Annotated in this window: 11 protein-coding genes and 1 pseudogene; 3 read left to right on the top strand and 9 right to left on the bottom strand. The window is 69.7% G+C overall.

The genetic code is table 11. The annotated features are described in order from the left end of the window. Both RT309_RS04845 and RT309_RS04850 read left to right on the top strand, forming a co-directional pair. A partial coding sequence (locus RT309_RS04845) for a helix-turn-helix transcriptional regulator (RefSeq protein WP_313355754.1) occupies positions 1–1,334 on the top strand: 1,334 nt, incomplete at its 5' end. A gap of 149 nt (positions 1,335–1,483) precedes the next feature. Next, positions 1,484–2,353, top strand: coding sequence for an IniB N-terminal domain-containing protein (locus RT309_RS04850; protein WP_313355755.1), 870 nt, complete (start codon positions 1,484–1,486; stop codon positions 2,351–2,353). A gap of 463 nt (positions 2,354–2,816) precedes the next feature. Here the strand turns inward: RT309_RS04850 and RT309_RS04855 are convergent, their stop codons facing one another. The 5 genes from RT309_RS04855 to groES form a co-directional block, all read right to left on the bottom strand. After that, complete coding sequence (locus tag RT309_RS04855; protein ID WP_313355756.1) at positions 2,817–4,448, bottom strand: GTPase; 1,632 nt, start codon at positions 4,446–4,448, stop codon at positions 2,817–2,819. Beyond that, positions 4,448–6,379, bottom strand: a complete 1,932-nt coding sequence (locus RT309_RS04860) for a dynamin family protein (RefSeq protein ID WP_313355757.1) — start codon at positions 6,377–6,379, stop codon at positions 4,448–4,450. The genes RT309_RS04855 and RT309_RS04860 overlap by 1 nt, the downstream gene beginning before the upstream one ends. A 30-nt stretch (positions 6,380–6,409) precedes the next feature. After that, the gene (locus tag RT309_RS04865) at positions 6,410–6,619 is read right to left on the bottom strand and encodes a hypothetical protein (protein WP_313355758.1); all 210 of its coding nucleotides are present in this window, start codon (positions 6,617–6,619) and stop codon (positions 6,410–6,412) included. Positions 6,620–6,716: 97 nt separating this feature from the next. Continuing rightward, on the bottom strand, positions 6,717–7,772 hold the full coding sequence (locus tag RT309_RS04870) for a hypothetical protein (RefSeq protein WP_313355759.1): 1,056 nt from the start codon (positions 7,770–7,772) through the stop codon (positions 6,717–6,719). Between the two features lie 224 nt (positions 7,773–7,996). Further along, positions 7,997–8,293, bottom strand: coding sequence for a co-chaperone GroES (gene groES, locus RT309_RS04875; RefSeq protein WP_099196502.1), 297 nt, complete (start codon positions 8,291–8,293; stop codon positions 7,997–7,999). Between the two features lie 318 nt (positions 8,294–8,611). On the opposite strand from groES, the gene RT309_RS04880 reads away from it, so the two are divergent. Beyond that, a complete protein-coding gene (locus RT309_RS04880; RefSeq protein WP_313355760.1) occupies positions 8,612–9,793 on the top strand; it encodes a class I SAM-dependent methyltransferase in 1,182 nt (393 codons plus the stop codon). Here RT309_RS04880 and RT309_RS04885 read toward each other — a convergent pair whose 3' ends face one another. The 4 genes and pseudogenes from RT309_RS04885 to RT309_RS04900 all read right to left on the bottom strand — a co-directional run. After that, positions 9,794–10,873, bottom strand: a complete 1,080-nt coding sequence (locus RT309_RS04885) for a hypothetical protein (RefSeq protein ID WP_313355761.1) — start codon at positions 10,871–10,873, stop codon at positions 9,794–9,796. A gap of 3 nt (positions 10,874–10,876) precedes the next feature. Then, the gene (locus RT309_RS04890) at positions 10,877–11,317 is read right to left on the bottom strand and encodes a hypothetical protein (RefSeq protein ID WP_313355762.1); all 441 of its coding nucleotides are present in this window, start codon (positions 11,315–11,317) and stop codon (positions 10,877–10,879) included. Beyond that, a complete protein-coding gene (gene tsaD / locus RT309_RS04895; RefSeq protein ID WP_313355763.1) occupies positions 11,314–12,402 on the bottom strand; it encodes a tRNA (adenosine(37)-N6)-threonylcarbamoyltransferase complex transferase subunit TsaD in 1,089 nt (362 codons plus the stop codon). Before tsaD ends, RT309_RS04890 begins: the two co-directional genes overlap by 4 nt. After that, positions 12,399–12,649 (bottom strand): annotated as a pseudogene (locus RT309_RS04900) (hypothetical protein); the annotation flags it as partial. The pseudogene RT309_RS04900 and the gene tsaD, both read right to left, overlap by 4 nt.

Here is a 12,649-nt window from a genome sequence, read left to right on the forward strand (position 1 = left end):
TTCCGCCCGCAGACGAGGTGACGCTCGTGAACGCCGCCATCGCCGCCCTCGGCGTCGGCGAATCGAACCCGCCCGCCCCGTCGATGCCGCTCGCACTGCCCACCGCGATCGGCGTGTCGGCGGCGCTGCTGCGCAGCGGCCTGCAGGCGACGACGGGGCCGGATGCGACGGAGTCGGCGCTGGCGGATCTGGTGCGCTCGTCCGAGATGTACACGAGAACCGGGCGCAGCGATGCCCTGTGCGAGCTCCCCGCGGTGGTCGCGGCGGTCGTCGCGCTGAACCTCGGCCGTCTGGTCACGGCGCAGTCCGTCTTGGAGGAGGCCATCGACGGTGACCACGGAGGCCCCTGGGCGCGCACGCGGCTGCTGCTGTGGAGCGCCTGGGTGGCCGTGCAGCGCGCACATCCCGCCGAAGCGCGGGAGCTGCTTCAGCGCGTCGAGGCGACCGGCGTCGCGCGGCTCGCGACCCGCGATGCTCTCCTGCTTCAGGCGGTGCGGGTGGCCCTCGCCCGCAGATACGAGGACGCGTCGGGGCTGGATGCCGCCTGGCAGCGGGCGAGAGCGGTGCTGCTTCGCGCCGACATCGACCTGTATCTCCTGCATCCGATCGCCGAGCTGATCACCGCAGGCACCAGAGCCGGCGACGCGGATCGCGTCGAGCCACAGGTGCGGGCAGCGCTGCAGATGGTCGAGAGACTGGGCAGCCCGCCGCTGTGGACGGCGCATCTGCACTGGGCGGTCATCCAGCAGGGCATCCTGCTCAGCCGGCCCGATCGGCTGACACCGCATGCGAAGGCGCTCGTCGCCGCCGCGCCGCACAGCCGAGTGGCGGCGGGGATGGCCAAAGCGGGGCGCGTCTGGACGGACGTGCTCGCAGGTTCCGTGGCGGCGGACGTCGTGATGACCGCGGCCGAGGAGCTGGCCGCGGTCGGGCTGATGTGGGATGCCGCGCGGCTCGCCGGTCACGGCGCCGCCCGCACCACCGACCGCAGGGTCGCCGCCCAGCTGCTGGCATGCGCTCGAGAGCTGCACCCCACCGACGGCACCAGACGACCCGAGGCGACCGCCGGCGGCGACGCGGACGCCGTCGATCGCACCGCGGCCGAAGAGGTGCTCAGCGACCGGGAGATCGAGGTCGCGCGGCTCGTGCTCCAGGGCAAGACATACGCCGAGATCGGCCAGACGATCTTCATCTCGCCACGCACCGCCGAGCACCACATCGCGCACATCCGCCGTCGTCTCGGCGCGGCGTCGCGCTCGGAGATGTTCGCGCGACTGCGCCTTCTGCTCGGCGAGAACGACGCGGGCGCGGGGCGCGCGACCCAACCCCCGTGAGCCCCTATACGGGTATCGGGCCAACCCCCGATGCCGCGCGGGTTCCGCCCCGCATAGCATGCGATTCACCGATCGTTCCCGGCTGCCCGGGACCCTGGCTGCTGGGGAGCAGCGACGGCTGATCCGGCCGAAGTCGAAAGGGGCTGCAGATGACATCGCCAGTGGAGACCATCGCCGACGCGCTCATCGCGTTCATCCTGAGCCTGTTGCGCGACCCCGACGCCGCGGAGAGCTTCGTGGCATCGCCCGAGGCCGCTCTGGCGCGGCACGGACTCGAGGACGTGTGCATGGCCGACGTCGCAGCGGTCAGACCGGTCATCGTCGACCATCCGCACGTCATCAATCAGTCGACTCCCCCGCCACCCCCGCCGGCGCCGCCGGTGGACACCCATGGCGACGGGGCCGTGCGCGAGATCGTGCGGATGATCCAGCAGTACACGACGAACATCGACGCGCGCTCGACGATTCTCGACCAGTCGGTCAATCAGAACATCTGGACGGAGGGCGGCGACGTCACCCAGGTGTTCGATCAGGCTGCGGTGGTCGCCTCCGGCGACAACGCCGTCGCCGCCGGCGGCGACGCGACCGTCGTGGATTCGGATGTCGACGTGACGATAGGCGATGTGTCGGTCGGGAACGAGACCAACACCGGCAGCTTCAACCAGACGGGCACGGACGGGACGCCCGATGACGACGTCGCACCCGACGACGCCCCCGACGAGGCTCCGCTGCCCGATGCCGCCACCGCGGACCCCGCCACGGCAGACCCCGACTCCGACGTTCCCGAGGCCGCGACCGCCGCGGTCGGGACGGCCGTCGACACCGCCGTGCAGGCGGGAGGCGACACCCCCGTGGTCGTGCAGGAGCCCGCGCCTGCTCCTCCGGCCGACGTCCCCGAGCCCGCAGACCTGCTGGAGAGCGACATGACCGCAGGAGGCGCTGCGGATTCGTACGACGCCGACGCGGCGAGCGCGGCGCTCGACGACCAGCCTGTCGACATCCCGGTCGAGGATGACTGACGCGGCGCGGCGCTCGGATCCGGCTGCGGTGTCCCGGCAACGGGATGCCGCGGCCGGAGCGTTCACGCCGTACCGCTCGCGGGATCTGCCGGCTCGTCCACCGCTGACAAACCCCAACGCGGCGCCGGTGGTGGTGAAGGTGCCCCCGCCGTTCTCCATCCGGGTCAGCCAACTGCTGTGGATCGTCAGCTTCGCGCTCGGCGGGTTCACGGCGGTGTACCTGTTCGTGATCCGCAAGGATCTGCTGCCGCTGATCACCGAGTCGGCGAAGACCGTCACGGCCGGCCGCAGCGAGCAGGCCTACGAGACGGCGGCCGACATCGTGTTCTGGGTGGTGTTCGGTGCGCTGATCGCCGTGCTGCTTCTGCAGATCACTCTGCTGGTGTCGTTCATGGGGCGGCGCCCTCAGGTGCGCTGGTGGCAGCTGCTCACCTTCGCCGTGCTCGCCCTGCTGGTCGTGCTCTCACCCGAGTGGGTGGCGCTGGGCTCCCAGGGGGAACCACTTCAGCCTCTTCTTGCGGCGCAGGCGGCCCTCGTGCTCCTCGCCCTGCTCAGCAGCGTCCTGCCCAAGGGGATCGCCTGGTCGGCGAGACGGGTCGATGTGCGTCGCGGGCCGGAGGGTTCGGGCGCCGCCGGACTGTGAGGCCACCTCGGCGAGGCTGCGCAGCACCGCACTGATCACGTCGCGCCCGCCCCGATCCGCGGTCGGGTCGGCGCTCAGCCGGCGCCAATGATCGATCTGCTCGTGCACGCGACGCGAGATCTCCTCCGCCGATGCGTCGTCGGGAAGCCCGAGGCGAGCGGATGCCGTGACACCGGCGGCGCCGAGGATGCGCTCGGCCTCCTGCGCCTGCGGTGCCGGCAGCGGCAGACCGTGCGCCCTGGCCTCGGCGAGCAGCGCGAGCTCGCGCAGCGTATGGGCGGATGCCGTGAAGCGCTCGATCCCGGCCAGCACCTCCTCGCAGCCGGGCTTCGGCGCCCGCCGCACCAGCGCCTGCAGCTGCAGCACGACGCTGCGGGCTTTGAGCACATCCGCGCGGGGGCGGAAGTGCCGCTGCACGGCGTCCTGCAGCTCGATGAGTCCGCTCTGCTGCACCAGGGCATCCGACAGCTCGGACGAGGTGGACACGCCGCCCCGGATGACCGCGGTCGCGAGGCGCACCCCGAAGATGCCGAATCTGCTGAGCAGACCCTCGCGCACCGAGACGCTGAGTCCGGTGACCGGGCTCTCGCGGATGAATCTGTCGGCGGAGACGAGCAGGCTCTCCCGCTCTCTGCGCTCGAGACCGGCGAGCTCGCGCAGCGCGATGAACTCGCTCTCGCGCAGGGTGCGCGCTCCCTCGGCGAGCAGACCGGCGACGGGCACGACTCCGAGCGCGAGCGCGCCGAGGTCGCCGTCGCGCTCGTAGCGCAAGGCGACCCGTCGTGCCGAGAGCAGCGAGTCGATGCGGCCCGAGCCGACCTCGTCCGAACGCGACAGGACGGCCAGTGCGCACACGCTCGCGCCTGCCCCGGCCGCGGTGTCGCGGAACGCCTGGAGGAATCGCACGTCCGAGCCGTGCAGGTGACGCATGAGGTACACGACGGCATCTGCCGCCGACGGCTCGTCCTCGGGGATGAGGAAGCGCGCGGTGCGGGCCGATGTGTCGGTGGAGAGCGACGCGATGCCCGGCGTGTCGATCAGGATGAGCGAGGCGAGCCCCTCGAGGGGCCAGCCCACGTCGATCCACTCGATGTCCTCCGCGGTGCGCCCGCCCAGGTCGAAGGCGAGCAGCCCGCCCTCGCGGCGGACGGGCATGCGTGCGGTCGTGCCGTCGCGCAGGTGCATGGTGAGTCGGGGGGTGGGCGAGTAGCGGTACCAGGTGACGACGCGAGTGCATTCGGCGGTGTCGGTCGCCGCGATCCGCTCGCCCAGCATCGCGTTGAGCAGAGTGGACTTCCCCGCTTTCACCATCCCGGCGATGGCGAGGCGCAGGGGCTCGTGCAGCCGTGCCTCGAGCTGATCCACCAGCGCGAGGGCGTCGCGATCGCCGACGTACACGGATCGCGCGGTGTGCAGCAGCTTCTCCGTGTCGGAGATGACCCCTGACGGCATCAGTCCCCTGCCTTCTCGCCGACGCTCGCCCGGGAGCCGGCGGTGAACCGGGCGATCGGCTGGTGCACCGCCGGCATCGCGTGCGCGGCCGCGCGGGGCGGCTGACCGATCGCCGCGGGCGCCGGCGGAAGAGCGGGGATGCTCCTGCGCACGTGCTCGAGTTCGGCGAGACGCTTCTTCAGCACCAGAACGCGCTGGTCGCGAGTGGAGGTGAATCCGGATGCCGCCTGACGGGCACGCTGCAGGGCATCCGTCAGCGAGCTGTGCAGCTCTTCTGCGAGTGCGCCGAAGTGGTCGCGTGCGGTGCGCTGCACCAGGCGCAGACGATCCTTGAGCTGCTTGCCCACCTGGAACGTGACCTCGTCGATGTAGCGCCTGACGATGATCTTGGCCTCCTGCTGGCGGCGATTCAGTCTGTTGCCCATGTCTTCGCGGTACGCCCTGCGGCCGACGAGCACCCCGGCCAGAAGCGAGAGCGGATTGATCAGGGCCATGCCGACGAGCCCGGTCACCAGACCGACCATCAGCACGCCTCCGTACGAGCCGCGCACGCCGATGTAGATCTTCTCCCCCGCGCTGAGCTGGCCCGCTTCGAGCCCGGCGATGTCCTCGACCGGGTCGAGGACGCCGCGGATGTCCGAGACGTCGCTGACGGGGATGTCGGCCTGATCCTGGCTGAAGAGCTCGGCCACCTCCTCAGAGAGCCAGCGGGAGCGCTCGTCGGTCCACACGAAGGTCTCCGACACGGCGGCGGTGACGCGCTGGTCCAGCCATTCGCGGATCTGATCCCAGATCGGACCGGGGTCGCCCTCGTCGATCGCGCGCTCGGCCTCGCGCTGCACCTTGCGCAGTCGATCGCGCACGTCGTGCTCCATGTCGGCGACGAGGTCGGCGATGCCGTCGGTCAACAGCACCTGCCAGCGGGCGGAGCGCCCGCGGAAGTCATCCGCCTTCGCCTTCGCTGCCTCGAGCTCGGCGATCATGCGCGGCGTGTCCTCGGGGTTCAGCAGCGCGTTCAGCTCGGCGCGCAGCGACATCTCCAGCTGCTCGACGACGGAGATGAGATCGTGCACCGCCCCGCGCTGGTGGATGGCCTCGGCCCGGCCGAGCACGTCCCGCCGCAGGTGAGCGACGAGAGCGGGGAAGCCCGATTCGTCGTTCAGCGTGCGATCCTGCAGTTCGGCGGCCAGCAGTCGCAGATCGCTCGACACCGAGAAGATCGGGATGTCCTGACCGCCGTTGAGGTGCGTGCGGTCGATCTCCTCGATGCGTCGCCACTCCGGGTACAGGTCGGTCTTCGCCAGCACCGCGGCGACGTTCGGCGAGATGCGCATGGCGTGCCGGAGGAACTGCACCTCGGGTTCGGTGTACTCCTGCGAGGCGTCCGAGACGAGCAGCACCGCGTGAGCCGACGAGAGCGCCGCCAGCGTGGCCAGTGAGTTCGACGACTCGAGGCCGCCGACTCCCGGCGAATCGACGAGCGTGAGCCCGCCGCGCAGGATCTCGCGAGGAAGCAGCACTTCGGCCGACAGGATGCCGCGCTCGTTGCCGGGGTTGCCGTGCTCGGAGACGTACTGCGCGAGGTCTTCGAGGGGGATCTGGCGGCGCTGCGGCTCGGCCGCCGCGCCTGCGGGCCGCTCGATCACCCACGCCGAGGGCTGCTCGGCGTAGCCGACCGTGGTGGGAACGCTCGTGGCGACGTCGTCGTCGACCGGGCATGCGGGAGCGTTGACGAGCGCGTTGATCAGCTTGCTCTTGCCCTGTTTGAACTCGCCGACGACGATCACGCGCACCGCCGGATCCTCCAGGCGGTGCTGCGTGCTCGCGAGTCGGGCTGCGAGGTCGTTCCTGCCCGCAGACGCGGCGAGATCGCCGACATCGTGAATGACGTCGACGATCCTCGCCTCCCCAGCTGAATGCTCTCCCGGCACGTGCGCTCCCTCCCTTGGACCCGATGCGGATCAGGCGAACAGTCCGGGATCGGGCAGATCCCCCGGGTCGGCCTGACCGCCGTCGAGATCTCCCCATATCTCGTCGGCGTCCAGGTGCCAATCGGATTCCGAGATGTTCGCGATCTCCTGAGTGAAGGCGTCGGCGCCGAAGGGATCGAGAAGATCCGCTCCTCCCCAGGGCGCGTCGTCAGATGGGCTGGTGTCCGGTTCGTCAGACATGGCTCTCACTCCCATCGAGTGCTCAGGAGCTTACTGGTGTGCCTGGCCGCCCACCAGAGGGGCGGCCAGGCAGGTCGTGCGCCCGCTGGATGATCTTTCAGAAGGCGACGTCGGACGCGTCCCCGAAGGGGCTGTCGACGTTGGCGTCGTTGATGGTCATGTCCATGTCGGACGTGGACGTCGAGTTGTCGTTGAAGGAGTCGTCGGCCGTCCAGGTGTTCGAGTTGTCGACCATGGACTCGTCGTTGAACGAGTCGGTGAACGACCAGTCCTGCGAGTTGTCCGTCATCGAGTTGTCGGAGTTGTCCACCACCGAGTTGTCGGAGTTGTCGGAGTTGTCCGAGTTGTCCGAGTTGTCGCTGTTGTCGGAGTTGTCGTTGAACGAGTCGGTGAACGACCAGTCCTGCGAGTAGTCCTCGTTGAACGAATCGGTGTTCCAGGTGTTGCCCGTCCAGACATCGCCCATGCTGATGTCGGTGTTGACGTTCATCACCGTCGCGTCACCGCCGGCTGCAGCCGAGCCGTCTCCGGAGGCGATGTTGCTGCTCTGCCCGAAGTGCTGGCTGACGTCGCCGCCCGCCGAGATGTTCTGGTTGACCGACTGGTCGTTGAGCGTGGTCCTTCCGTCGATGCTGAGCGACCCGGTGCCCGCCATGGCCGCCATGCCACCGCCCCCGGCGCCGAGGCTGACGTCGCCGAAGCCCGTGTTGAACTGCCGCACACCGGTGGTGACGGAGTTGTCGTAGAGCGTGTTGTACGAGTCGGTCACCGAGTGGTCCGAGTTGTCGCGCCACGAGTGGTCCGAGTTGTCGGAGTTGTCGTTGTACGAGTCGTTGGTCGAGTTGTCGGAGTTGTCGCTGTTGTCCGAGTTGTCGGTCACCGAGTTGTCGGAGTTGTCCGAGTTGTCGTTGTACGAGTCGTTGGTCGAGTTGTCGGAGTTGTCGCTGTTGTCGGAGTTGTCGCTGTTGTCCGAGTTGTCGGTCACCGAGTTGTCGGAGTTGTCCGTGACGGAGTTGTCGGAGTTGTCCGAGTTGTCCATCACCGAGTTGTCCGAGTTGTCCGAGTTGTCGCTGTTGTCATCCGTGTTTCCGGAGTTGGCGATGCCCAGATTCCACTGGGATCCGGAGGTGTTGGCGTTGCCGTCGAGAGCCATGATCGATTACCCCTTCATCGTGAATGTGCCATGTGGCGCGTGTTACGAGTGTGCGACTCGGGCCCGTCCGCGGCATCGGGGGGCGCCCCGAGGGCTGTAGGGGCGGGACGGGGGCATCCGCGGGGTCGGGTCGGGGATCGATAGGGGTTGGCAGACGCCGGGGTACGACAGAGGGTCCGGATGCCATGGCATCCGGACCCTCTGGGAGCTGGTGTCGAACCGCGTCAGCGGACGACGACGGCGAGCACGTCGCGAGCCGAGAGCACGAGGTACTCATCGGCGCCGAACTTCACCTCGGTGCCGCCGTACTTGCTGTAGAGCACGCGGTCACCCACGGCGACGTCGAGCGGAACGCGGTTGCCGTTGTCGTCGATGCGGCCGGGGCCCACTGCCACGACCTGACCCTCCTGGGGCTTCTCCTTGGCAGTGTCGGGGATGACCAGACCGCTTGCGGTGGTCTGCTCTGCCTCGACCTGCTGGATGACGATGCGGTCCTCGAGCGGCTTGATGGAAACCGACACGGTGTACCTCTTCTTTCGTGACTGAGTTCAGAAGATCATTAGCACTCTCGAGGTGAGGGTGCTAACTCCAGTCTATGCCGACGTCTGGCACTCATGCAATGCGAGTGCCAGCCCCTCCGGCCTCTTCCGTTCTTGCGCGCGGGGCCCGAATGGTCGCAACGCACGCGGGGAGGCAGCCATGTGGGCGCAGCCGACGAAGTGCCTCGACGATGCTCCGCGCCCGCTGGGCCCGAATGGTCGCAACCCGCGCAGGGAGGCAGCCATATGGGCCCAGCCGACGACACGCGACACCGCGCGCACGCGCCGTAGGCTGAGCGGGTGGAGATGTCCGAACTGACCGCGCTGCTCACGCGTGAGGGTCTCGCGCTGCTCGACGAGGTCGGACCCGTCGAGTCATCGGCCGACGTCGCACGATCCGTGTCGCGGCTGCGCGCGGCCGGCCACTCCCCCGATCTCGTCTCGGCGGTGGTCGGCCAGGCCCACCTGCGCGTGAAGGCGCGGGCGAAGTTCGGCGAATTCGCCGACCGGATGCTGTTCACCCGGGCAGGCCTCGAGCAGGCCACCCGCCTGAGCGTCGCGACCATGCACGCCGTGCGACTGCGGCGCGCCGGGATCACCCGCGTCGCCGACCTCGGCTGCGGCATCGGCGGCGACAGCCTTGCCTTCGCCGGCGCCGGGCTGTCCGTCGATGCTGTGGATGCCGATCAGGTGACCTCGGCCATCGCCGCGTACAACCTGGCGCCGTTCCCCGATGCGAGCGTGCGTCAGGGTGTCGCCGAGGACAACGTTCCTGATCAGGGGGCCGTCTGGCTGGATCCCGCTCGGCGGACGGCCGGGCACAGTGAGACGACGCGCACCTCCGCCGCGGACTGGTCGCCCGCACTCGACTGGTGCGTCGAGGTCGCGCGGCGGCATCCCACCGGCATCAAGCTCGGGCCCGGTCTCGACCGCGACCTCATCCCCGACGACGTCGAGGCGCAATGGGTCAGCGCCGACGGAAGCGTCGTCGAGCTCGTGCTGTGGAGCGGCGAGCTCGCGCGGGACGGCATCCGGCGCTCTGCCCTGGTGATGCAGGCCGGCAAGACGCACGAGATCACGGCGGCGGCCGATGCCGCCGACGAGCCGGTGCGCGCACTCGGCGCCTATCTGCACGAGCCGGACGGCGCGGTGATCCGCGCGCGGCTGATCGGCGAGGTGGCGCGGATGCTGGATGCGGGGACGATCGACGAGCAGATCGCGTACCTCACCGGCGACGCGGCGCTGACCTCCCCGTTCGTGCAGTCGTTCCGCGTGCGCGAGACCATGCCCGCGCACGTGAAGACGATCAACCAGGCGCTGCGCGCGCACGACATCGGGCGTCTCGAGATCAAGAAGCGCGGCATGGACATCGATCCCGCCGCGTTCCGGAAGAAGCTGGCCCTGAAGGGCGCCGGGACGGCGACGCTGATCCTCACCCGGACGGCCTCCGGCCGGATGGCGATCCTCGCCGATCGGGTCTGATCAGCCGCCCGACTCGCCCGTGCTGTCCGGAGTGCGGATGATCGTCAGCGTCGGACCCCGGGAGTTCGACTCGTGCATCTCGTACCTCACGTCGTCGACCTGCAGGGAGTAGACGCCGTCGGAGGGATCGCAGTCTTTCGCGACGGCATCGTTCGCCGGATCGGAGACGAGGATGCACGTGCTCCCGTCCTGTGAGAGGAAGATCGGCACGTCGTCGTCGTATCCGATGATCTGCAGCGAGGTCGGATCGATCCCGTCGGCTTCGAGCACGCGGATGTATCGCCGCTCATCCTCGGTGTACTGCGCCTCCCAGTCGAAGCCGGCCGCCATGTCGTACCGCTGGACGATCAGCACCTCGCGTCCGGTGATGTCGGTTACGAGGGTCGCCCAGTACGACCACTGCACGTCGCCGTCAGAGCGGTTCAGTGAGACGCCCACCGGCTGGGCGAACGGCGTGTCCTCATCGGTCGGCGACATGCACTGGTGGCCGTTCCGGTCGATGACGTGGATGGCCAGGCAGATCTCCTCACCGTTCTTCGACGTCGCACGCCACAGCGAGGCGTCGTACTGCTCGCCGAGGTAGGTCATCGAGCCGGGGTCGAAGCGTGCGGTCTTCTCGATCTCGGCCATCGCCTTCGCCTGCTCCGCCGACATGGTGGGGGTGCTGTCGCGGTTCAGCAGCATCCAGCCGCCGCCGATGCCGAGCAGAAGTGCGATCAGCGTCGAGAGCACGAGCAGCGGGATGCTCGGCCGCCGGCGCCTCGGTACGGCACCGCCTGCGGGCGCGGACGGCTCGTGCTCGTCGGGCGCGTCCTGCGGTGGGTCGAGCAGCCCCTGCTCGATCAGGCCGTGCTCGACCAGGCCCTGCTCGTTCAGGGGTTGATCGTGATCGCGCTGCTGCGGCGCAGAGGCGGAATCACGAACCGTGGGAATCGCAGCCGGTGCGACCACCGCATCGGCTGCGGCTCGGGCATCCAGCTCCCGAAGCTCGGCGAGCTCGGCGTCGTTCGCGCCGCCGTCCACGGCGAACGCCCGGCGCTGCAGCTCACGTCGTCGTGAGCTCTCCGCCTGGTTCAGCATCCCTCACCCCATATTCTCGAGCTGCATCGCGGCCCACAGCAGCCACCCCGCGCTGAACAGCGTGGCACACAGGCCGAGCACCAGCGCCCAGATCGCCTGCGAGCGGTTCTCGATCGGACGACGCAGCGACATGATCGCCGCGATCACCGCGATGATCGCGACGGGGATGCCCCAGCCCACGAACATCGACGTCGCGAGGGCGACGATCGCCGCCACCAGCGCCCAGGGTGCGAGACGCGCGTCGTCGACGGGTGTCGCCCCGGTCGACGGCTCCCACTCGGCGGTCTGCGGCTCGTCGGCATCCGGATGCGCGGCCGCGGTGCGCTCGACGGGCACCGGCGCGGTCGGCAGCCTGCCGTACCCCTTCGACGCACCGGGCACCGCGGCACCGCCGTCAGGCCTCTCGACCTCGGGGGTGGGCTGCTCGATGCGCGGATCGCTCATGCCGGGCTCACCTGGATCTCGGTCACCGGCAGCGTGGAGTCGGCGCCGAAGCCGAGCGTCGACGGCCCGCGGCCGTTCGCGATGAGCTCAGCCGCGAGGCCCGCGATCATGGCCCCGTTGTCGGTGCACAGCGACAGCGGCGGGATGCGCACGGCCACACCGGCGGCCGCGGCCCGCTCGAGGGCGACCTCACGCAGCCGCTGGTTGGCGATCACTCCTCCACCCAGCAGCAGTCGGGGCACGCCACGGTCTTCGCAGGCGGCGAGTGCCTTGGTGACGAGCACGTCGATGACCGCCTCGCGGAAGCTCGCAGCGACATCCGCGACCGGCAGTGCCGCAGCAGTGGGTCCCTGAGCCTCCCGAAGGGCCTCGGCCCGCTCGACCCAGCGCGCGACCGCTGTCTTCAGGCCCGAGAACGAGAAGTCGTAGCGGTGCTTCGCCATGTCGGATGCCTTCGACAGCCCCCGCGGGAAGCGAATCGCCGTCGGGTCGCCGTCGGCGGCCGCCCGATCGATCTGCGGCCCGCCCGGATACGGCAGGCCGAGCAGCCGGGCGACTTTGTCGAAGGCCTCGCCCGCGGCGTCGTCGACCGTCTCGCCGAGCAGCTCGACGTTGGTCGTCAGGTCGCGCACGTGCAACAGAGAGGTGTGCCCGCCCGAGACGAGCAGGGCGATGGTCGGATACTCCAGCGGCGCGGTCGCGCGGTCGTCGGAGGTGAGGATGTCGGCCGCGATGTGCCCCACGAGGTGGTTGACCGCATACAGCGGCTTGCCCAGCGAGACGGCGAGGCCCTTCGCCGCGCCGACACCGACCATGAGCGCTCCGGCGAGGCCGGGGCCGCTGGTCACGGCGATCGCGTCGAGCTCGTCGAGCGTCACCCGTGCCTCGGCCAGCGCGCGCTCGATCGACGGCTGCAGCGCCTCGAGGTGCGCGCGGGCGGCGACCTCGGGCACGACGCCGCCGTAGCGGGCGTGCTCGTCCATACTCGAGGCGATCGTGTTCGACAGCAGCTGCCGGCCGCGCACGATGCCGATGCCCGTCTCGTCGCAGCTCGTCTCGATCCCGAGCACCAGGGGGCCGGTCATGCGCTCGTCTCCTCTGCAGCATCCGGATTCGCAGCATCCGGATTCGCGGCATCCGGAATGCCGGACTTCTCCCGAATCGCAGGATCCGGTCCCGCTTCCGCTCCTGCGTTTCGGGCCCTCTCCTGCGTTTCGCGCGCAGCGGCCTCCGCCCAGGAGTGCAGGTTGAGGCGCATCACCACCGCATCCACGTCACCGGGCTGGTAGTACCCGGGCCGCCGCCCCAGCTCGACGAAGCCCTCCGAGGAGT

The organism is Microbacterium sp. (genome assembly GCF_032084865.1).
Lineage (GTDB): Bacteria > Actinomycetota > Actinomycetes > Actinomycetales > Microbacteriaceae > Microbacterium.